Origin of the sequence: Sulfitobacter sp. D7 (genome assembly GCF_003611275.1) — a bacterium.
Classification (GTDB): Bacteria; Pseudomonadota; Alphaproteobacteria; order Rhodobacterales; family Rhodobacteraceae; genus Sulfitobacter; species Sulfitobacter profundi.
Window position 1 is genome coordinate 31,143 of the sequence record NZ_CP020698.1, and the last position, 21,481, is coordinate 52,623.

Annotated in this window: 15 protein-coding genes; 12 read left to right on the plus strand and 3 right to left on the minus strand. The window is 55.8% G+C overall.

Translation table 11 applies throughout. The annotated features are described in order from the left end of the window. The first annotated feature begins 4 nt into the window (after positions 1-4). From B5M07_RS18710 to B5M07_RS18720, 3 genes are all read left to right on the plus strand, one after another. The gene (locus B5M07_RS18710) at positions 5-673 is read left to right on the plus strand and encodes an ABC transporter ATP-binding protein (RefSeq protein ID WP_120352585.1); all 669 of its coding nucleotides are present in this window, start codon (positions 5-7) and stop codon (positions 671-673) included. A gap of 90 nt (positions 674-763) precedes the next feature. Next, on the plus strand, positions 764-1,549 hold the full coding sequence (locus B5M07_RS18715) for a sulfotransferase (protein ID WP_120352586.1): 786 nt from the start codon (positions 764-766) through the stop codon (positions 1,547-1,549). Beyond that, the gene (locus B5M07_RS18720) at positions 1,546-3,042 is read left to right on the plus strand and encodes a glycosyltransferase (RefSeq protein WP_120352587.1); all 1,497 of its coding nucleotides are present in this window, start codon (positions 1,546-1,548) and stop codon (positions 3,040-3,042) included. The genes B5M07_RS18715 and B5M07_RS18720 overlap by 4 nt, the downstream gene beginning before the upstream one ends. On the opposite strand, the gene B5M07_RS18725 is transcribed toward B5M07_RS18720, so the two are convergent. Beyond that, positions 3,039-9,104 carry a glycosyltransferase gene (locus B5M07_RS18725; protein ID WP_120352588.1) on the minus strand — a complete coding sequence of 2,022 codons (6,066 nt, stop codon included), beginning with the start codon at positions 9,102-9,104 and terminating at the stop codon, positions 3,039-3,041. The genes B5M07_RS18720 and B5M07_RS18725 overlap by 4 nt on opposite strands. Positions 9,105-9,221: 117 nt before the next feature. Between B5M07_RS18725 and B5M07_RS18730 the strand changes: the two genes are divergently transcribed. From B5M07_RS18730 to B5M07_RS18745, 4 genes are all read left to right on the plus strand, one after another. Beyond that, entirely contained in the window at positions 9,222-9,998 is a 777-nt protein-coding gene (locus B5M07_RS18730) for a hypothetical protein (protein WP_162931918.1), read from the plus strand. Between the two features lie 90 nt (positions 9,999-10,088). Next, the gene (locus B5M07_RS18735; protein WP_120352590.1) at positions 10,089-10,952 is read left to right on the plus strand and encodes an SMP-30/gluconolactonase/LRE family protein; all 864 of its coding nucleotides are present in this window, start codon (positions 10,089-10,091) and stop codon (positions 10,950-10,952) included. Between the two features lie 38 nt (positions 10,953-10,990). Further along, a complete protein-coding gene (locus B5M07_RS18740) occupies positions 10,991-12,163 on the plus strand; it encodes a hypothetical protein (RefSeq protein WP_120352591.1) in 1,173 nt (390 codons plus the stop codon). A gap of 63 nt (positions 12,164-12,226) precedes the next feature. Next, positions 12,227-13,354 (plus strand): hypothetical protein, encoded by a 1,128-nt coding sequence (locus tag B5M07_RS18745; RefSeq protein ID WP_120352592.1) that lies wholly within the window; start codon positions 12,227-12,229, stop codon positions 13,352-13,354. Positions 13,355-13,371: 17 nt separating this feature from the next. Here the strand turns inward: B5M07_RS18745 and B5M07_RS18750 are convergent, their stop codons facing one another. Both B5M07_RS18750 and B5M07_RS18755 read right to left on the minus strand, forming a co-directional pair. Continuing rightward, the gene (locus B5M07_RS18750) at positions 13,372-13,860 is read right to left on the minus strand and encodes a hypothetical protein (RefSeq protein WP_162931919.1); all 489 of its coding nucleotides are present in this window, start codon (positions 13,858-13,860) and stop codon (positions 13,372-13,374) included. A gap of 129 nt (positions 13,861-13,989) precedes the next feature. Continuing rightward, entirely contained in the window at positions 13,990-14,760 is a 771-nt protein-coding gene (locus B5M07_RS18755) for an SDR family NAD(P)-dependent oxidoreductase (protein ID WP_120352594.1), read from the minus strand. Positions 14,761-14,991: 231 nt separating this feature from the next. Between B5M07_RS18755 and B5M07_RS18760 the strand changes: the two genes are divergently transcribed. The 5 genes from B5M07_RS18760 to B5M07_RS18780 are packed head-to-tail and all read left to right on the plus strand — an operon-like array spanning position 14,992 to position 21,473. After that, positions 14,992-15,954, plus strand: coding sequence for a glycosyltransferase (locus tag B5M07_RS18760; protein WP_120352595.1), 963 nt, complete (start codon positions 14,992-14,994; stop codon positions 15,952-15,954). Further along, positions 15,929-16,597 carry an acylneuraminate cytidylyltransferase family protein gene (locus tag B5M07_RS18765; protein ID WP_120352596.1) on the plus strand — a complete coding sequence of 223 codons (669 nt, stop codon included), beginning with the start codon at positions 15,929-15,931 and terminating at the stop codon, positions 16,595-16,597. The genes B5M07_RS18760 and B5M07_RS18765 overlap by 26 nt, the downstream gene beginning before the upstream one ends. Next, positions 16,594-17,523, plus strand: coding sequence for an NAD(P)-dependent oxidoreductase (locus B5M07_RS18770; protein WP_120352597.1), 930 nt, complete (start codon positions 16,594-16,596; stop codon positions 17,521-17,523). The genes B5M07_RS18765 and B5M07_RS18770 overlap by 4 nt, the downstream gene beginning before the upstream one ends. 24 nt (positions 17,524-17,547) lie before the next feature. Continuing rightward, positions 17,548-18,567 (plus strand): UDP-glucose 4-epimerase GalE, encoded by a 1,020-nt coding sequence (gene galE / locus B5M07_RS18775; RefSeq protein ID WP_120352598.1) that lies wholly within the window; start codon positions 17,548-17,550, stop codon positions 18,565-18,567. A gap of 26 nt (positions 18,568-18,593) precedes the next feature. Further along, positions 18,594-21,473 carry a 6-hydroxymethylpterin diphosphokinase MptE-like protein gene (locus tag B5M07_RS18780; RefSeq protein WP_120352599.1) on the plus strand — a complete coding sequence of 960 codons (2,880 nt, stop codon included), beginning with the start codon at positions 18,594-18,596 and terminating at the stop codon, positions 21,471-21,473. Positions 21,474-21,481 lie beyond the last annotated feature (8 nt).

Below are 21,481 nucleotides of genomic sequence, written 5' to 3' on the forward strand. Positions count from 1 at the left end.
CAACGTGATCCGGTTCGAGAACCTGACCAAAAGTTACCGGGTGCGTGGCATGCGCAAGGTGGTGATCGACAACCTCAACATGGAGTTGCCTACGGGCCATTCTCTGGCGCTTTTGGGGCGCAACGGGGCAGGGAAGTCGACCCTATTGCAGATCATTGCAGGCACATTGCGCCCTGACAGTGGGCAGGTGGTCTCCAACGGGTCTATCTCTTGGCCCGTGGGGTTCGGTGGCTCATTTCACCCCGATCTGACGGGCGCGCAAAACGTGCGGTTCGTGGCGCGTATCTATGGTGTCGATACCGATGCGCTTGTCGATTTCGTTGAGGACTTTGCTGAGATCGGTAAGCACTTTCATATGCCAGTGCGCAGCTATTCGTCAGGTATGAAATCGCGTCTGGCCTTTGGGACCTCTATGGGCATTCAGTTCGACACCTATCTCGTGGATGAGGTCACCGCCGTTGGCGATGCGGCGTTTCGCAAAAAGAGCCAAGAGGTCTTTCGCGAGCGGATGAAGGTCTCAAGCGCAATTCTGGTCAGTCATGACATGGGGCAGGTGCGTGAGATTTGCGATACCGGTATCGTTCTGGCCGAAGGCAGCCTGCGCTACTTTGACAATATCGAAGAGGCGGTAGAGGCCCATCTGGAGATCGTGGCGCAGCGTTGGAAGAGCTAATTTCAGAAGTGTTTTGCCAAGACGGGGCGGTTGAACCCCCTTATCGTTCCCGGATAAAGGGAGGAGTAACGATGCATAAGGAGCCTTCTGTTGGCCTCAGTTCTTAGGAAGCTTGAAACGCTGCGCAGTTCTAGCGGCGAAGCGGCTCAGCATAAGTTCCTCATCATCGGTTTGCCCCGTAGCGGCACCACCTATCTGATGACTCTGCTCAATGCCCATGCCCGTATTTCTTGCGAAGGCGAGCATTATAACCCCTACGCCGTCATTCAGGATGACCATGACAGCAGCCATGAAGCCGTGGTTGGCCGTGACAGCGATCCTGTGGGGCATATGGAGCAGTTCTTTGCCCAACCTCAGGCCGTGGGCGTGACCCATGCCGGGTTCAAGTTCATGATCGGACATAATGTACGGGTGCTTCAGCAGCTTGAACAGATGCCTGATGTTACCTTGATCTATGTCTGGCGGGAAAACCGGCTGGCGCAGGTGTCATCTTTGATGCGAGCAGCGCGTGACCAAAAGTGGGCGGAAACTGGAAAGCAGGCACGCAAAAAGCATGATCCAAACCTGAAGATCGAAGCCAACCCACGGCAAATCAGCCACCGTTGGCATGAATATGCGACATTTGATCATCTGTTTCGCGGCTGGCTGGCGGCGCGGCCCAACCCGCGTTTCACGGTTGAATATCGCGAGATGTTCCGGCCCGGCTTCAAAGAAAAGATCTGCGCCCAACTGGGCGTGGAAGTGGACCCGGCCATGGAGAGCCCCTTGGTCAAGCAAAACCCCAATACCATTGCCGACCGTTTCGCAGAGCCGGGCCCAATCCGCTATTATTTTAAAAAGATCGGCTATGGCGGCTGGTTAGACGACGAATTGTGACCGCCCCATTGCGTATACTTTATTACAACTGGGTTGATTACCTTGATGACGAACGCCGCGGGGGCGGGGTGACCGTCTATCAGCGCAACCTGATGGCGGCGCTGGATGATCAACCGGAGGTGAAGGCATATTTCCTCTCTGCTGGAGTGGCGCATGATCTGCGCAGCGGGCCGCCCCGCTGGGAGCAGCAGCGTTTTGGCCCCGATACCGACCGCGCACGGCGCTTTGAGATCATTAATTCCGCAGTTCTGGCGCCCGCGCATCACGGCTTTGGCAGTGCGGCGCAGATCACTGATCCGGTGACCGAGGCGGTGTTTTTCGATTTTATCGAAAAGACGGGTCCCTATGACGTGGTGCATTTCAACAATCTTGAAGGGCTGCCCGCAGCGGTTCTAAAGATGAAAGAGCGGTGGCCGCAGACCCGCGTCGTGCTGTCGCTTCACAACTACTATCCCTTTTGCCCGCAGGTGAACCTTTGGCATCAAGAGCGTGAGACCTGCGATGATTTCGACGCGGGACGGGCCTGTGTGAACTGCCTGCCGCATGTGCATGACGCGCGGCATATGCGGCTCTCCGGCGGGGTGTCGCAAACACTCAAAAACCTCGGGCTGCGCCCCGGCAGTTGGTCCTATGACAAGGCCTATCGTTGGTCGATGCGGCTCGGAGGGCGCGGAGCACGGGCATGGCGGCGGGTCAAGAAAGCCCGGCCAAGGCGCCGGGCGCCACCGGGGGAGTTGCAGCGGATCGCCCCTGTTGATAGCAGCGCCTATGTTGCGCGACGGCGCGAGATGGTGGCGCTGATCAATGCCCATTGCGATACGGTTCTGTGTGTCTCCGACGCGGTGCGGCGGCTAGCGCTGGCGCATGGGTTGCGCGAAGAGATCACCCATACCTCCTATATTGGCACCCGTGAGGCAGCGGCCTTTGAGCGGACCACGCCCCGGGATTTTCCTGCGCGGAGTGACGGCACGCTGACGCTGGCCTATCTGGGCTATATGCGGCGCGACAAAGGGTTCTATTTCTTGCTGAAAGCACTAGAGGAAATGCCCGCCGCGATGGCCGCGCGTCTGCGGCTGGAGGTGGCAGCACGGCGCGGGGACCGGGCGGTCATGGCGCGGCTCAAAGACCTTGCCCCGCGTTTGGCGGCGCTGACCTATGCCGATGGCTATGCGCATGATGATCTTGACCGGCTGCTTGGCCCTGTTGATGTCGGGCTGGTGCCGGTGTTGTGGCATGATAACCTGCCACAGGTGGCGATTGAAATGCACGCGCGCCACATTCCCTTGCTTACCGCTGACATGGGCGGGGCACAGGAATTGGGCCGCTGCCCTGAGATGGTGTTCCGCGCTGGCGACATTGCCGATTTCCATGCGCGGGTTGCAGCACTTTTGGCGGGCGAAATCGATATGGATACCTATTGGCAGGGGGCAATGGCCCCGGTCGGTATGGCCCAGCATATGGAAGATCTGATGGGCCATTATCGCCCGCTTTAGGCTCTGTTGTCGCTCCGTAGCACGGACTGGACAAAGGGGCTGTCGCGCCAGGCCACTGAAAGATCGGGGTCAAAGATACGGTCACGGCCTTCGGAGGTCAGTGCGAGGTATTTACGGTATTCCTCGGCATCATTGAAATGTTGGCGCCGGGTGACTTCGGCGCGCGCTTTGCGGCGAAAATCAGCATTGTATTTGAAATGCCCAAAGATCAATTCGCGCTTTGACAGTGTCACATCGCCAACGAAATGCAGCCCAGCCGAGAGCCGCATCCACGGTCGATAGCGCAGCAGGGCGATCTTTTGCGCGACAAACAGATCGGGCCGCGCGCCTTGGATCAAACGGTGGCGCAGTGCGCTGGTCCAGGTGGGCATGTTAGAGAATGGCCCGCACCCGTGCCATGTGCTGAGGAAAGGCGTGCGGTCGCAAAAGCCGGCCTCGGCAAAAGGATCACCGCTTGCAAAATTCGCCGTCTCCAACTGCCCTTCGGGATACATATCCAGCATGAAGAGCCGCGCGGCATCTACGTCTTCGAAGGCATCCGAGGCCAAAAGCTCAGGCAGGCTCTCGCGTTGGTCGTCTTGCCAGACCAGCAGCTCATCAGCATCGGCCACCAGCGACCATTTCCCCGGGCGCACCGCGGCCATCATCGCCTGTTGCCACGCAACGCCATAGCGTGACAGCTTGTAATCCGTATCGACCGAGAAGAGGGCCACATCCGGTTGCTCGGCCAGATATTCACGGGTGCCATCGTCGGAGACATTATCGACGATTAAAAAGGCTGTGACCCCAAGTTTGCGGTAATGAGCCAGAAAATGCGGCAGCATGAACATCTCATTGCGCATACAGGCCACCACGGCGACCTCAGCCTTTGCTGCCGCTGCGACGGAGGCCTCAGAGGTGATCAGTTCCAGCGCGTTGCTTTGATAGCCTAGGGTGACATGCTGATAGCTTGGCCATATTTTGCGCGGCCAAAGACCATGGCGGTCAAGCCTTGCCAAGGCTTCATGCTGGCCCTCGTGGGTATCCATATGGGCCTGCATCACCGGGGCGCTTTTGCTGGGCATAAAGCTGTTTTGCCAAAAGGCTACCGGGGTGGCCGCGCCAAAGCTGCGGCGGCGGATCGTGGTGCGGTAGTCGGTATCATCCACATGGATGCCCCGTAGCGACAGCAAATCGCCCAACAGTTTGTCTTCCATAAAGGAGGTTTCGATCAGGCGCTGGCCTTCGGGGCTTTGGGCGGCGTCAAGGGCCGCGTCTATGGCGTGGCGCGAGAGGGCATAGCCCGAGCCACCATCGGCATAACTTGAGGGTTCGGGCGATTTATCGAGGTCGAACTTGCCACGATCAGCGGCGGATTTCTGTTGATGCCAGACCCTGTCAGTCTGGGCCAACCCGCGGCGCAACTTGCGGCCATAGTAGTCACTGGCGCGGTAGTTCAGGCTGTTGAACAACAGTGGCGCATTGACGAAGCAATCGTCGTCGATCTTATACATATGCGCGAAATCACTGTGATCACGCACCCACGCGATGGTCGCGAGGGTCTTGTGTGGCAGTCCTTCATAGTCATCGGGCGCGTCAAGATGCAGCACGTCGCCCTCTAGTCGCCCGTCGCCATTGCCCACGATGATAACATAAGGAATGCCGAGATCTTTCAGCAGTCCCAGCCAGCCGTCGCGCAGGGCGGGGATACGCGTTTCAAGATAGGGCGCGCAGGAAAATACCGTGACGATCGTATCGTAGAGCGGGTTTTCGGCTTTCAAAACAGTCTCTACCGGCAGTTTGGGTAGGGGGCTATTCTCAAAAAAACCTTGAAGTATTTCGGCTTGTGGCAGGCCGCTGGCCTGCAGCTTTATCCACGCCATGCGCGGGGCGGTGGCTTGATCAAAGGCGGTACTGTGATCCGGGCCAAGCCCTTTGATACGGGCCGCAGCCCAAATGGCGAGGCGCTGCGCCAACTCGGGCTGGGCTTGCCCCCAGATGGTCACGAGGGTGAGGCCCAGACCGAGGCCCAGAAAACGCGCAGAAGGGTCGGCAAGCCGGTCCAGACGCGTCAGCAGAGCTGGAAAATCGGCGGGGGGTGCTGTGGGGTCAGCTGTAAAGCTGGCGATCTGCTGCGCAAGGGCGACCTGAAGGTCGGGCTGGGATGCGCGGGGCAGGTCAGGATAGAGATCGGCCACTGTTTGCGCGACCAAAGTGCCGACTTCGTCGCTCACAGGGCTGCTACAGGGGGCCGCCATATGGCGCAAAGCGGCGCGGCCGCTGGATTGTGTGGCCGGGATCGGCAGGTGCATCAGTGCTTCTATTTCAAGTGGGGCGTCGACTGCTTGGGGCAGGCCTGCTGGACCAAGCAGTTCACGCCGTACACGGAGCACATCTTGGGCACCGAGCGCCTCAAGTTGGCGTAGCGCCGCATCGATACGCTGACGATCTGCGGGGGTTTGGGCGGGCTGACTGGCCTGCAAGTCAGCAAAGGCCGCGCGGGCCTGTATGATTTCGGGCGGCAGGGGCTGCGCCGAATCGCATTCTGCCTCCAGCATCTGCCAGAACTGCCGTGATAGTGCGTAGGCAGAAAGGCAGAAAGCTATGGCCTTGCGGTAGAAGGAATTCGAAAGTGCCTCGCGGTTGCACAGCAGTTGCGTCGCCATGCGGGTTAGCTCAGCACAATGGGTACGCTCCCAGTAATTGGCACTGCGGTGGGAAACAAATTGCATCACGGCATCTAGGATTGCTTCGCGATCTTCATTGGGCAGCCCTACCGCGTTCATGGTCTCGCGCCCGACCCAGGCCAGCGCGGGGGTTACGACCCAGCCCGCACCAGGCTCCGCCAGTGCCCTTAACAGCGAGCGCAATTCTGCAATGCGCCCCTCGGCCATAAGATAGGGAGCCATGGCTGAATTGGACCAGCGGTCTTGGCTAGGGGTGAAAGGGGGAAGTTTCTCGGCTCGTGCCATCTGCGATAGGGCATGGAAATCTTGGCCTGCGCGACAGAAGGGCTCACTGAGCGCCAGAAAGAACCCCTGACGCGCGGTGGGTGGCAGGGCGATATCGGCCACCACGCGCAGCGGATCTGCGGGCGGTGTTTGCCGCTGGCTCAGAGCAAAGCGGGCCACTGCGGTTTGGATGAGAGAGGCGGTCTGATCCGGGAGGAGTTTGACAGGCGGGGCGACTTGGGCATTGGTGGTAGGGCTATCGGGTGGCTCAAGGAAATCTGACAGATCAAATTGCCGCGCCAGCGCCCGAGCATCGCTCTGCGCTTGTAGGGAAAGAAGGGGCATCAGAGCGCCGTGGCGGATATGTTCGATCAAGGTAAGCACCAGCGTGCTGTCCGCGACAGAAGGATCTTGAGCCAAAAGGGTCTCAATGCGGTTTGCCATATCCGCGCGGGTCAGGTGCAACGCAGCGCTGCACAGGACCCCCTCGGGGTCATTCAATTGCAGGACAATTGTGGCCTCTGGGGGGAGGTCGCGCCAGATCCGACCCGGCAACAATGCCTGTAGCGCTGCTTGGCCGTTCACAGCTGCCGCGGGGGTCAGTGCTGGCGCTGTCACCGTCTCTGGTGTGGCGTGCAGATGGTGGTCTGTAACCTTTCCGACTGCGCGCAACACCAGCCGGGGGTCCAGTATCAGCCCGCCTTCTGGTGCTTGGGGCATCAGGTCAAGCGGCTGGACTGCACCTTCTACATGTAGATAGGCGATGCTCTCCACGCCGCGTAGCCCTTGGCGGTGGAGGAAATTGCGTGCGCCTATATCAAACAGTACTTCGGCACCCAGTAAGACACGCACCCGCGGCGGGATGAATTCGATGGTCAGCACGGCTCCTTGACGGGGCAGGGGATGCACGCGTTGGCGTTCAGCACGCCAGTTCCCATCGGCGCGGCTGTCGTTGCAAACCGCCAGCCCTTCTTCGAAGCGCAGCGACAGATGAAAGGGCACATGGGTACGGTCCGGCCCGAAAAAAGTGATGTTGCCATAGGGGCTTTCATGAAAATCCAGCTGAAAGCGAAAGAGCCCGGCCTTTTGAAGCGGAAAGAGCATCAGCGCCGGGTGGCTTTCAGGCAAGGTGCTGCGCGCAGCGGACCGGGGCAAAACGGGCAGGGCAGGCGGTGTGTCTCCGGCGAAAGCGGGGCGACCGCGGGCGCGGCGCCAGATCGCGCGGGCGGCGCGCATTGGATCAAGCAGCGCCAAAAACCGTGGGCCGATCATCGGATCGAACCCTGCCGGGCCGCTGCCGCCATGGCTGAGCCCGCGCAGGGCCGCGGCCGCGGCCGCACGCAACAATTGTGGGGCTTGTTTTATCAAACGTGGCCGAGGGGCGAGGGGCGAAGTGGGGTTGAGTTGCCGCCAGAGGGCACGGGCATAGAGCCTGCGCTGCCAGCCTTTCGGAAGCTGTTGTGCCAGCGCCCGTGGCAGGCCCCGGCAAAGCGCATCATGCCCGCGCCAAACAGTAGAAAACGGAGCGTGTTTGGGCAGGGCGCGGGTGATGCCGGCCCAAGGCGTATGCGCGACCCCTTTAGAGGTCAGCGCCGCAGCAAGAGAGACCGCAGGACCAGAGGCCAAAGGGCGCTTCCCTGTCAGTTCAGCATTTTGCAGCGCTGCCCGGTCAAAAATTTTTCCTGCAAGATCAAGTTCCAGCCCAAGTGCCTGCACTGGGCTGAGCGGGATGTCGGAAACCATGAGATCGATCCCGCCGGGCAGCAAGCGGGGATCGGCGAAGGCGGGGTGATAGACAGGTGCCTCGACTCCGGCACCAGCTTGCCCAACAGGCGACACGCCAAGGACGGCATCGCTGCGCAACATCGCTTCGGTCCAAGCGAGCAGCGCGCCGGGGTGTAATGTATCCCCAGCGTCTAGAAAAGTCAGATAGCGCCCTTGGGCCGCAGCCACGCCGCAGGCTCGCGCGTGGCCCGCGCCGTGCCCTTTTTGGGTCAGGACTTGGACATGGGGTGCGGCGATTTCCTGCGCTGCTTTGGCGGCTTTGTCTCCCTCACAAACCAGCAGCACTTCATGCCCCGGGCCATGTTGAGCGGCAAGGCTGCTTAGGCTTTCGAGCAGTGCCTCTGCTTTAGTGCCATCCCATGTAAGGATCACGCTAAGGGGCAGTTGCCCGGCCATCTCCAGCCCCCAAGCGCGGCTGATGTCTTCGTCCCAATCAGGGGTATAGGTCAGCCCCTCCTCTTGCATAAACAGAGCGGCGGCATCGGTGAAACGCGCGCGGCGGGCGGGGTCATGCAGCGCCGTGCTGCGTTCAAACAACAACCGCGAGGCGATGGCTGCAAAAGCAGTCTCTGCACCGGGTTTTTCGCTGTCTTGCATCAGGGCGCGCATCTCATGCAGCACTGGGAATTGGTCAAAGATACGGTCATCATCACTGGCAGTGATTTGACCAACGCGGCCCCGGGTCTGTAGGTAGAGGGCTTGGGGCAGATGCAGCAGGTGGTCGCTGCGTGATGCCGCGCGGTAAAAGAACGTGTGATCCTCAAACCAAGTGCCTACATCAAAACGCAGCCCCTCAATCAGGGAGCGGCGGTAGAGCTTGTTCCAAGCCGATGGGAAGTGCACGATCACATCATTCCAAGTCTCCAGCCGGTAGCGCCGTGTCACCGGATGCATGGTTAAATCCTTGGCCCCATGGATCGCCGAGTGGGTCAGCCCGCTGCCATCGACAAAACATTCCTGCAGACCACAAGCGACCCAATCGGCGCCGCTGTCTTGCAAGGCCTGCCAAAGCTGCATGAGGTAATCAGGCATCACCCGATCATCGCTGTCGACAAAGGCGATATAGGCACCGCGCGCGGCTTCAAGTCCGGTGTTGCGTGCCGCCGAAAGACCGCCGTTTTCCTGTGAGATCAAATGAAAGCGCGGGTCGTTCCCCGCAACGGCCTGCGCCCGTGCGGCACTGTCATCGGTGGCACCGTCATCGATCATCAGCACTTCGAAATCTGTGAAGGTCTGGCCCAACAGGCTGGCGATACAGGAGCCGACATGATCCGCCACATTGTAAATCGGCACGATCACCGAGATTTCAGGGGCTGCGGACAGGGCGGAGGGGTGTTTCATGCTCATGGTCAACTTTTCCTCTACCCCAAGAGTAAGGACAAGCCCCGCAGCCCTGCTTGCTCTACAAAAGCGGCGATGATACCAGCATTCGGGTTCAGAAGTGGCGACCAAAAGGATCCAGACGTGAGTTACCCTTATATTATCTGGACCATGCGCCGCACTGGGGGCACCACCCTTGCCGCTCTTTTGGCCACCCTGTCAGAACATCCCGGCGTCGCTCATGAGCCTTTCAACCCTGACCGTTTGTTCGGCGCGATTGCCACGGCTTGGGCGCAGGACCCTGACCCAGAGCGTTTGCACGCGGAACTGACCGAAGTGCTGGCCCGGCGTCCGCTAATCAAACATTGCTATGAACTGCACCCTGCGCCTTTCAATGAGATCCTGCTCGAGGTGGCCACAGGTCTGGGTTACCGCCATATGGTGCTGGACCGCCGCGCCGAGGTTGACCGTATCCTATCGCTGGAACTGGCCAAGATTACCGGCGTCTGGGGTCCGGATGAGGCCGAGGCGGCTTATGACCGTATCGCGCGCGGTGAGGAGGTTTTGGCACCGATCCCGGTACCTCAGGCGGTTCAACACATGCGTTTTTGCGCTTCTGCGCGGGCGCGTCTGACGGCACAATTTGACGCCCTTGGGGTCGATCCGCATGTGGTCTTTTTCGAGGATGTCTATGCTGGTCCGGATCCCGAAGCAGGCATAAGCCGGGTTTATGCAATCCTGCGGTTTTTGGAAATTGATCCAAAGGCGCATCCTAAGTCCTATGCGATGATCGTGGATGCTTTGACCAATAAGGGCCAAAAAACCCGGCGGATTATGGATGCGGTGCCTAATCTGGATGAGGCACAAGCGGCGCTTTGCGCAGAGATGCCGTTTGAGGGCGGCCATTTTAGAGCGTCTTAGACTGCACTCAGACTGCGTGTGATGTTGCTGATCTCAAGATGAGTGCGACCATTTTGGCAAAACCGTAAGACCTATTACAGGCCTAGAATTATGACAGATACGATAAACGCCGAATGTTTTGATGCGCGCCAATCCGTCTTGGGAGAGGGGCCCTTGTGGCATCCCCTGCGCCAAGAGCTGTTTTGGTTCGATATTATCAACAAACGCATGATGTCTCGAAGGGGCGAAGAGACATCCTCTTGGCAGTTCAAAGAACATGTGTCCGCCGCCGGGTGGGTCGATGAAGAGACTTTGTTAATCGCTTCCGAAACGGGGCTGAGGACATTTTCACTTTCCTCGCGGGAAACTCATTTGATCACGTCGTTGGAGGCTGAAAACCCAGTGACCCGGTCCAACGATGGACGTGCGGACCCTTGGGGGGGATTTTGGATCGGAACAATGGGAAAATCCGCCGAGACGGGGGCAGGCAAGATTTACCGTTATTTCGAAGGCGCGCTTACGGTGCTTTTCGATGGTCTTACCATTCCCAATGCGATCTGCTTTTCTCCAGATCGACATACGGCCTATTTCACAGATACCCCCCGCCAGAAGATAATGGCGCAGCCGCTTGATGATCGTGGCTTCCCCATAGGGGCCGCTCGTCTTTTCTTAGATTTAAGTGCCGAGGGGCTTTTCCCCGATGGAGCCGTGGTGGATCGGGAGGGGTGTCTCTGGAATGCGCAATGGGGCGCTGGGCGCGTGGCACGTTATGCGCATGATGGGCGCTATCTGTCACAGGTCAGCCTGCCCGCCCCACATGCCAGTTGCCCGGCTTTTGGGGGTGCACAGATGACAGAGCTTTTCGCGACTACCGCCACAGAGGGTATTACTGTCCCGACGGCCCAAGATGGGCGGGTTTTTTGCTGCACTGTTTCCCATCAAGGGCAGGCTGAACCGCCAGTGCAGTTAGGATAGGCGTTTTCATCGGCCTCCGCTTCGGCTAGGCTTTTGCTATGGCCCCGCAAGCCGGATCGCCGTTTGATGAAACCCATTCCGATATTGCAGTATTGCGCACGCTCTTGTCTTTTCCTTTGCCTGCTTCCTTTATTGATGCCTGTTCTGCTAAGCGTGCAGAGCGGGGGTTTGTCCCTTTGGACATGCTTTTTGCCACGCTGCCTGCGGCTACGGTTGTTGCTGATGCGCAAGACCATGCCCGCAGCGTCGCACGGATGTTCAATGGGTCTAATGCAACGCATGAGAAGATCTGCATGGCTTCCCGGTCAGGTGATCAAGAGGCTGCCAATCTTAAGGCGTGGCTGAGCCTGAATGGTATCTGTCCCGCCCCGGTGCATGTATTACCTGCCGAACGGGCGCAGGCGTTGGAGCAAGAGATGCTCCCCGATCCGGCCGGGTATCTTGCGCGCGCTGACCGACCCTATCCCTATTCAGTTAATGAGCAGCATTGGGGCTTTGATATTGGTTGGGTGAACGCGCTACTAGAGCGGGGGCGGACGCGGCTGGAGCGTTTTGCTGCAACTCGGCAAAGAGATGTCGCCGTTCTGGTGGGTAATGGCCCCTCGCTAAAGCAAACCGATCTGAGCCTGCTTCACGGGCATGATGTTTATATCTCGAATTATGCAGTCAACCATCCGACCCTTTCTGCCGTGGCGCGGGGCGTGGCGGTCAGCAATTACTTCGTGGCAGAACAAGCCCCGGAAGTGTTTTTCGACCTGCCCTATTGGCGCGTACTGCCTGTAGGGCTTTCCCATGTTCTAAGGGATGATGAGAATACCATCTGGCTCAACGCCCTTGGCGGCCCGTTATTTTTCTCTGAAACGCCCCAAACGCATATCGCATGGCATGCCACGGTTAGCTTTTTCTGGCTACAGGTTCTGCTGGCGGTGGGCTACCGCAAAGTGCTGTTGATTGGCGTTGATAACAGTTACCGCCAACCTAACGCCGTACGCGAAGGCACGTTGCTTCGCCAAGCTGAAGACGATGAGAACCATTTTGACCCCGGATATTTCAGAGGAAAGCTCTGGCAAGCTGCAGATACGGATCACATGGCTCGCACTTATGAATTGGCGAAGTCTGTTTTTGAGGCCGCCGGGGCGGAGATCGTTAATTGCACGGTGGGCGGCGCTTTGGAGAGCTTTCGGCGCGCGCCCTTGGGGCAAGAGCTTTGAGAACCCACAGGATGCAAGCGTGTTGGATATTCCTGCTGGAACCTTCGCGCAGGAGAACGCAATATGCCGAAAGCAAAGCCAGAGGTTCCCGTGTCTAAAACCAAGACTGACAAAAAAGATCTTCCCGTCGTTATTGAGGCGGAAGAAATATTTGCCCCCGTGATCGAGGGCCACATGAAGTCTTTGTTCTGGCAGGCTCTACATGTCCATGAGGCGCTGTCTGAGGTGGCAGAGGATAGAACTCTGCAGGTGCTTGTGGTCCTTGTGCAGCCTGTCGAGGCCCTCGCGCGGCGTTTGGATGCGGGTCTTGCCTGTGCTGAGGCGCTGGCAGAATGGACAGCAGAAGCAGAAGCGCTTTTGGGGGCAGCACGCCGCCGCCGGCGCCAGCTTGTGCTGGTTGACGCAAGAGCCTTGCTGTCAAACGATTCCGAGTTGCTGACAGAACTTGATTTTGAAATGCACAGCAATGCGCAGCCTTCCGCGGGGCCCGTATTGCCCGACCCAAACTATCTTATTCTGGCAGAAACGCTTTTGCGCCAGGATGAGGCGGCTACCCGCTTGTTGCAAGAGATTGCAGCCCTGCGTCGCGGCCCCCATGAAAATCTGCCTAACGCAACCCACCTCGAAGAGGCCCTAAGTGACCTGCAAGCGTTGAAAGACGGGCAAGCTGAGTTGGAAAGCTATAAAGAACAGATTGCCTCGGCGAGCGAAGAAGCCGAGCTTTTGCGCGAGAACCTGTCGCTTAGGGTGGAGGCTGACACTGCAAGTGGTGGTGCCGTGAGCTCTTATTTGAAGGCGGCAAAGGAAGAGTTGGAGCTTTTGCGCGAGAATGTCGCTTTGCATCTGAACGCGGCAAAGAATTCGGGGACCAGACTGTCGGAGCTTGAAGAGGAATGTGAAGCTCTACGTCAAGCTGCGATGGACCGGCATGCGCTCAAAGCGAAATCCGACGCTCTGGAGCATCGGCTCAAGCAAAGTGATACCAAACGCGCTCATCGTGAGACGATCTTGGCGCGGGTCATGCTGGAGGATCAAAGAAAGCTTCAAGCCGCCTATGCCCGTGGTGATGCGCTGAACCGAGAACTTTCAGCCGCCCGGGATGAGTTGTCAGGCGTTTACGGGTCGCGCTCTTGGCAGGTTACCAAGCCGTTGCGCGCGGTTCGCAGGCGAGGAAAAGTGCGCCCGCACTAAGCCTGCGCCGACTCTCGTTACACCGCTTCGAGGGTTTGGCTATGTAGAACCCGCATGTCGCGCAGCGTGAATGAGCTGCTCCGCACAGACAAAGGCAAGACCAATGTGTGATAGCCTGCGCCCTCAGCCAGAGGATCGCCGAGAGCGACTTGATGCAAAAGCGTGCTCACGGTCGGCGCTGTCTCAAAGCTCAGGGCTTCGCTGAAGGGGGTGTCATATTCGATACCCGCGCGGAAGCTGCGAATGAAAGGCCAGACGGTAAAGGGGTCTTCTGCTTGGGTCTCGGCTAGCAGTCCCAGGGTTTCCTCGACGGCAAAGCTGCCCTCCCCCAGCTCAATATTGAGCGACAGCCACTGCGGCGTGCCTGTAACGTCGGTTGTTGCCTGCAAAAGGCTGCCTTCGGCGTCCTGCAAAGTGATTTTAACGTCGCTTTGCGAAAGATCGGCGCTGAAATAGACCCCTGGCAGCAGATGCTCCCCCGGCGCGACAGGGCCTGTTGCTTGCATGTGACCCAGGCGTTCGAGGGTGCTTGTTGCAGCGGCGATGCAAGGATGAATCACTTTGTAGCCTTTGGTTGAATTGTAGTTATTTCGTTATAGGGTGACCGACATTTTTTCAGGATGCTAGCCTTTAGATCATCCGGTGACCACCACGCCGCCGTCGATGACCATGGTTTGACCCGTCATCATCCGGCTTGCATCGGAAGCGAGAAACAGCACACCGCCGGAAATATCCTCAGGCGCCAGTGTCTCTTTCAAACATTGGCGGTCAAGCTGGCCCTGCAGTGCCTCAGGTGTCACCCACATGTCGAGCTGCTTTTGGGTCATGACCCATCCGGGCGCCAAAGCGTTCACTCTGATTTTATCAGCACCAAACTCGCGGGCCAGCGCACGGGTCATGCCGTTGATCCCGGCATTTGCGGTAACATAAAGCGGATAGCCGGCATTGCCCATCATGTAGCTAATGGAGGAAAAGTTAATAATCGACCCGCCCCCCCTCGCCTGCATATCCGGAATGGCGGCCTGAGCTGCCATAAAATAGGCTTTGAGGTTTACCGCCATTAGCCGGTCCCAGTCGGCATCATCTGTGGTGAGCGTTTCATGCCGCTGATCATTGGCGGCATTGTTGACCAAGACGTGAACCGGCCCTTGGGTGTCCGAGGTCTTTTTGATCGCTGCCTTCAGCGCGGCGGAATCTGAGATGTCACATTGCAAAAAGGTAGGGCGGTTGCCGGTCTCCTTAGCGACGGCATTTTGGAAATCCGTGGCATCCGACCGTTGCACAAATGTGACCTCCGCCCCTTGCTGTAAAAACGCGCGGGTCAGGGTGGCGCCGATGCCACTTCCGCCTCCGGTAATGAAAACAGAACGGTTCTCAAGGTCGGGGAAAATAGGGGGCAATAGCAATAGAACGCTCCACTTCTGTTAAGGTTTTAGCCATACCGCCAAGAATTTCAGTTTCAATGGCAAGGTTTCCCCCAAGATACAACCTGCTCGGGGGTCATGCTGGACAGAAACAACCGACTTAGGTTAAGAGGCTCGAAGATGAGCTGCCAAGCGGTTCTCTTTGATTGCATCAAGGGGGTAGGGGAGTTTCGGTAATGGGCTAATCTTCCGGTAGCGTTAATGAGGTATCGAATGCGAGCAAGCATTGTCATCAGAACATTGAATGAAGCCCAGCATCTTGATGATCTGATGCAGGTGATCGCGGGCCAAAAAGCGGAAGGGATCGAAGTCGAGACCGTTTTAATCGATTCCGGATCCACCGATGGCACAGTGACCATTGCCGAGGCCCATGGCGCCCGGATCACCAACATCTCAAAAGCCGAATTTTCCTTCGGGCGTTCCCTCAACCGGGGATGTGATTTCGCCACCGGAGATTTTCTGGTGTTCATCTCTGGCCACTGTGTGCCGGTGGATGCGCATTGGCTGCAAAGGCTTTGCCAACCGCTGATCGACGGCACTGCGGACTATACGTATGGCCGGCAAATTGGCGACGATACCAGCAACTACAGCGAACGCCGCATCTTTGCCAAATACTTCCCCGACACCTCGCAGGTGCCTCAGGAAGGGTTCTTTTGTAACAATGCGAATTCCGCGATAACCCGTACAGCTTGGAAGCGGTTCGGCTTTGATGAGGAGCTGACGGGGTTAGAGGACATGGAACTGGCCAAGCGCATGGTTCAGGCCGATTACAAGATTGGCTATGTCGCGAACGCGCCTGTGTTCCACCACCATCAGGAAAGCTGGCGTCAGGTGCGCCGCCGTTTTGAACGCGAAGCGATGGCTCTGCGCCAGATCATGCCAGAGGTACATCTGTCTTGGTTCGATGTGGGCCGTTTTACAACGGCCAGCATCTGGGGGGATTGGCGCGCGGCACGGCGCAACAAGATTACCTCGACCACATTGATGGATATGGCGCGCTATCGCTGGAACCAGTTCATTGGCTCCTATAAGGGCAACCACCAACACAAGGTTCTTTCGCAAAGCGCTAAAGAACGTTTTTTCTACCCACAAGTTTCCAAGAAGGCAGATCAAGATGAGTGGCTCAAGCCGGTGCGTCGTACTTCTCCCCATGAAGGCCAACAGTCAAAGGGTTAAAGGCAAGAATTTCCGTCTGCTTCACGGCAAACCCTTGTTTCGCTGGATCTTGGATTCTCTGTTGTCGATCGAAGCAATTGACGAAGTGGTCATCAACACCGATGCCCGCGGTATTCTGGCCGAAAACGGGCTCACCGATGGGAAACGTGTGCGCATTCGTGACCGCAAGCCCGAGCTTTGCGGGGATACAGTGTCGATGAACCTGATACTGGCTGATGACATCGCCGCGGTCGCGGCAGACACCTATATGATGACCCATACCACCAATCCAATGCTGACCCCTGCTACCATTCAAGCAGCGCTTGCAGCTTATAAAACGGGTGTGGCTGAGGGCCGGGCGGATTCACTCTTTACCGTAAATAAGATCCAGACCCGCTTTTACCGCGCGGATGGCAGCCCGGTGAACCACGATCCTGGCAATCTGATCCAGACCCAAGATCTTGAACCGTGGTATGAGGAGAACTCCAATCTCTTCATCTTCTCCCGCGAAAGCTTTGCCAAGACCGGCGCGCGGATTGGCAAACAACCGATCCTGCATGTGATGGACCAGATGGAAGCCGTCGACATCGACACTCCCGAAGATTGGGCGCTGGCCGAAGCGGTCGCGTCTTTGCAAACCACACAGAAAGCCGCCGCATCATGAAAGATATCCTTGTTACGTGCCCTCCTATGCTGGGACAGTTCGACCGTTTCACCAATTACGCGGCCGAGCGGGGATTGAAACTTCATCGGGCCGAAGTCACTCAGACCCTGAGCCAGGATAAGCTTTGCGCGCTGCTGCCGGACTATGACGGTTGGATCATTGGGGACGATCCGGCCACACGCCGGGTGTTTGAAGCCGCACAAAAGGGACGTCTCTCCGCAGCCGTGAAATGGGGCATCGGCATTGATAATGTAGATTTTGCAGCTTGTGAGGATTTGGGCATCCCGATCATCAACACGCCAATGATGTTCGGCGCAGAAGTCGCGGATGTAGCGACAGGCTTTGTCATCGGACTGGCACGGGAATTGTTTTTGATCGACCGAGGCGTGCGTGCGGGCAGTTGGCCCAAGCCAGCGGGGATCAGCCTTTTGGGAAAACGCGTGGGTGTCATCGGTCTGGGCGATATAGGCCGCCATACCGTGAGCCGCATGCGCGCTCTTGGTATGGACGTTGTGGCCTATGATCCCGGTGTTGAAGGCGATGCGGGTTTTGAAGGTTTAGAACGTGCCGTATGGCCCGAGGCAGTCGAAACGCTCGACTTCCTTGTATTCACCTGCGCGTTGAATAAGCACAATTTTCACATGCTTGACGCCGAGGTTCTGACCCGATGCAAGTCCGGACTACGTGTGGTGAACGTTGCCCGCGGACCGCTCATTGACGAAGCTGCCCTCATTGCTGCACTGCAATCGGGGCAGGTGCATTCTGCGGCGTTAGATGTCTTTGAGGAAGAGCCGCTGCCAATGAACAACCCCCTGCACGACATGGAACGCTGTATTTTCGGATCGCACAATGGGTCCAACACGATTGATGGTGTCATTCGTGCCAGTCATACGGCAATTGAGCGGTTAGCCGGATTTTTTAAGTAGTGAATGAGTGACGAAAGGAAGCTTATGCGGGTTCTACTGACAGGCGGCGCAGGGTATATTGGGACGCATACGATATTGGAGCTTCTTGCCCAAGATCATGAAATATGTGTTGTAGACAACTTCTCTAACAGCTCCCCCGAGGCTCTGAAGCGTGTAAGGAGCCTTTCAAACCGAGACTTCAAAGTGATCCAGGTGGATATCCGGGACCGCAATGTGCTCTTGACGGCTTTTGAGGACTTCCGTCCAGAGGCAGTAATCCATTTCGCGGGGCTCAAGGCAGTCGGAGAAGCTGAAGAGCATCCGCTGATGTACTACGATACGAATATCAACGGCACGCTCGTACTTCTGGACGTAATGACCCAGACGAATTGCTCACGGATAATATTCTCATCCTCCGCTACTGTATATGGCGAGCCCGACTACCTGCCAATTGACGAAGACCATCCGCTAAAGGCAAGCAACGTATACGGTCGTACGAAGCTCATGGCAGAACAAATTATATCAGACTGGACGCGTTCTAATGCCGGGACTTCAGGCGTTCTTCTGCGATACTTTAATCCAGTCGGTAGCCATGAAAGTGGAAGAATAGGGGAGGACCCGAAAGATATCCCAAATAATCTTATGCCTTACATATCACAAGTTGCAGTAGGCCGCCGCTCTCATCTGGAAGTATTTGGGACTGACTACAAAACTAGGGATGGTACGGGAGAGCGTGATTACATCCATGTCGTAGATTTGGCAGCGGCTCACGTCGCGGCATTGGACTATGCTGAGGCACATAGCGGAACAGATGTTTTCAATATCGGTACAGGCAAAGGCAGTACGGTCTTGGAAATGCTCGCAGCATTCTCGAAAGCTTGCGGCAAGGAATTACCCTTTAAAAATGTTCCGCGGCGCGCAGGGGATATCGCTGCCTGTTTTTCCGATCCAAGCAAAGCTAATAGGCTTTTAGGATGGAAAGCGACACATGGAATGGAGGATATGACGAAAAGCTGTTGGAAATGGCAATCGCAGAATCCCAATGGCTACGCCCTATCAACTTAATATCTTTCTAATTTACGAGAACTACAATGCCCCAAATTTTTGCGGAAAAGAAGAAGGTCCTTCTATTTACGGATAGCCGGGGTCAACATAAGCCTGCCGGCCAGACCCATGATATCTTTGCTGAGCGTTTGGCAAAAGATAGCAGGCTGGATGTCGACCTCTATCTCTGCCCCATGAAGTGGACCACCACCCTAGATTTTCTAGAGCAGTTCAATCCGGAGAAACTTAAGGAATACGATGCTGTAATTCTATATACGGGTATTGTTGAGTGGTCTCCCCGCCCTGCGAGCAGCGCAGAAAATGACCTTTACGATAATCAGAATACATCTAATGGAGACGGAATAGGTGCAAATACTCGCGATTACTCTCGCAAAATAGTGAACAATAAGAAATCAATATTTGATAAGGTCTTTGGCAAAACCGAGATGACCGCACACTTTAGTACGCCGTTAAGTGTTATATATGAAGGCGAAAAAACTAATAATATGTACAATTTGGAAATGGCATATAAGGTTATTGATAGCCTCAAGTCCATTCCAAACTTACTATTCATTTCTGCGAACCGCTTTGTTTCAGGGTGGGAGGGAGACTTTAAACGTGGTCGCCCCAAGAACATCTCCATTACGCATTCCTACTCCAATATTTTCGCTTCCGAATTGAAAGCATCAGGTGTCTCGGTCATCGACTTACGCGAATGGAGCGATACTGATATCAAGAAGTACACTTGCGATAACATTCACCTAACGAAAGATGGAAGTGACTATATCTATAGCGAGATTATGAATAGTCTAGAACTTGAGGAAACCCACATGAACCCTACAGCCGAGTTCTCGATTCCCGATTGTCAGTTCTCTGAATTTCCGCGCATTGAACGAATTATCCGCGCCAAACACGACGCGATAAAGAAAAGCGCCGGTACTACAGATGAATACCTAGCGACGCTCGTCATTGGTGCGCGGCATAACCGTCGCGACCCTAAGAGACTGGAAAATCTGAAATTTCTCCTTCGCTGGATCGACTACCATTATGAGAGCCTGTTTGACGTTCTTATCATAGAGCAAGACTCGGACAGTCATATCTCTTTGCAAGAACTGGGAGCCAAAGAATATGTGAGGCACGAGTTCATTTATAATCCTTCGGAGTACAACCGAGGCTGGTGCTACAACGTCGCTGTTAAGCATTTCTGCAAGGATGCTAAAGTCGTCGCCCTAATGGACGTAGATGTACTTACCGGCGCTAACTTTTTGCGCGACGTAATGGATTGCCACTCTCGGATTGATGTCGTTTCTCCATATTTGAATATTTACTATACAGATAAAGAAGAAGCGAACAAAATCATGGAGAGCATGTCTCTCGCTCACCTTTCGGACGACGGGAAGATCAAGAACCCGGTGACAGTGGCTGGAGGCGTTGTCATTTGGAATCGGTCTTCCTATCTCGCGATAAAAGGCTTCGAACAGTATATAGGTTATTCATGTGAAGACCGTGCGATGGACGTTACCATATTCAATCATATTAATAAAGACCGCATTCGGATTTCCCCTCAAACATATGTCCATTTGTATCATGACAAGGACGATGATGCGCGAGTTCGCTTTAAGGAGATCTATGGTCATTTAACTGCTGAGTATAAATGCCAGTATGACCCCAAACTTGGTCCATTCGATTTTATTCATACGAACTGTCAGCACTCATCTAGAGAAAAGACGCTCGAATTGTTGCTCGCACGCTCAGAGGATTTTGGTGATCCAGAATTATATAGAAGTGGGGGGCCTCTAACAGTCAACGGACTGAGGGTAACCTCTCCCGCCGTGCATATTTTGGATAATGTCGTTCTCCCGCCTGATTTTGAGGGCCTGAATGGCTACAAAGAACGCGAAGTCTATAAGAGCGTCCCAGAACCGGACCGAAGTGAACTTGCTCAGTTTCACAATCGCTATCTAGGTAAAAGATGCTTCATTATCGGGAATGGCCCATCTTTAAATAAACATGACCTGTCGCTACTCGAAAATGAGTATGCGTTCGGGGTTAATTCCTTCTACTATAAGACAAGGGAATCCGGATACCGACCCGACTTTTATGTGGTGGAAGACAGTTCGGTGATGAAAGAGAATATCGAAGAAATTCGGGCATATGATGCCCCTTTCAAGTTCTTCCCCACAATCTATAAGAATCTTCACCCAAAGAGCGCCAACACATTCTTCTTTGAAATGAATCGTGGATTCTACGAGAAAACCTCCCCCAATTATGCTGTCCCGAGGTTCTCCACGGACGCGACAGATGTTCTATACTGTGGGCAATCGGTGACGTACATTAATTTGCAACTGGCCTACTTCATGGGTTTCACGGAAGTTTACCTGATCGGCATGGACTTCGATTATGTGATCCCTATAAGCCATAAACGGACAGGTGACGTTCTTCTGTCAGACACGGACGACCCAAACCATTTCCATAAAGACTATTTTGGCGCTGGCAAAACCTGGAAGGATCCAAAGCTTGATCGGGTTCTAATGAACTATAAGATGGCGGACCTGGCCTTCTCTGCCGTCGGGCGGAAGATCTATAATGCCACCGTGGGCGGTAAGCTCGAAGTGTTTGACCGTGTTGACTATGAGACTCTGTTAAGAAGCTCAGACTTCAGCGGTGAGGTGCCGCTTTTCAAGCCTAACTCTGCTCATACATTGCCAAATTCTCATCTTGAGGGGGCCGAGAGAGGTTCAGCGTCAGAGACTTTGCGCCAGATCGCAAGTGAGTTGCTTTTGCACCCCAATACAACATCCAACAGGATCCTGAATGGCGATTTGAAGGCAACTGTAGAGACGGCGCTGTCTCAAGTCCCCGCGGGAGATCCTGTTCGCCTTCACTTTCAAAAGGTTAAGTTACATGTATCGCATGCCAGCCAGTAGAAAGCATC

Coding starts and splice junctions, on each gene's coding strand:
- B5M07_RS18725 (WP_120352588.1), bottom strand. CDS start 9,104: ATGAGCATGAAACACCCCTCCGCCCTGTCCGCAGCCCCTGAAATCTCG.
- B5M07_RS18735 (WP_120352590.1), top strand. CDS start 10,089: ATGACAGATACGATAAACGCCGAATGTTTTGATGCGCGCCAATCCGTC.
- B5M07_RS18740 (WP_120352591.1), top strand. CDS start 10,991: ATGGCCCCGCAAGCCGGATCGCCGTTTGATGAAACCCATTCCGATATT.
- B5M07_RS18745 (WP_120352592.1), top strand. CDS start 12,227: ATGCCGAAAGCAAAGCCAGAGGTTCCCGTGTCTAAAACCAAGACTGAC.
- B5M07_RS18750 (WP_162931919.1), bottom strand. CDS start 13,860: ATGCAAGCAACAGGCCCTGTCGCGCCGGGGGAGCATCTGCTGCCAGGG.
- B5M07_RS18760 (WP_120352595.1), top strand. CDS start 14,992: ATGCGAGCAAGCATTGTCATCAGAACATTGAATGAAGCCCAGCATCTT.
- B5M07_RS18765 (WP_120352596.1), top strand. CDS start 15,929: ATGAAGGCCAACAGTCAAAGGGTTAAAGGCAAGAATTTCCGTCTGCTT.
- B5M07_RS18770 (WP_120352597.1), top strand. CDS start 16,594: ATGAAAGATATCCTTGTTACGTGCCCTCCTATGCTGGGACAGTTCGAC.
- galE (WP_120352598.1), top strand. CDS start 17,548: ATGCGGGTTCTACTGACAGGCGGCGCAGGGTATATTGGGACGCATACG.
- B5M07_RS18780 (WP_120352599.1), top strand. CDS start 18,594: ATGCCCCAAATTTTTGCGGAAAAGAAGAAGGTCCTTCTATTTACGGAT.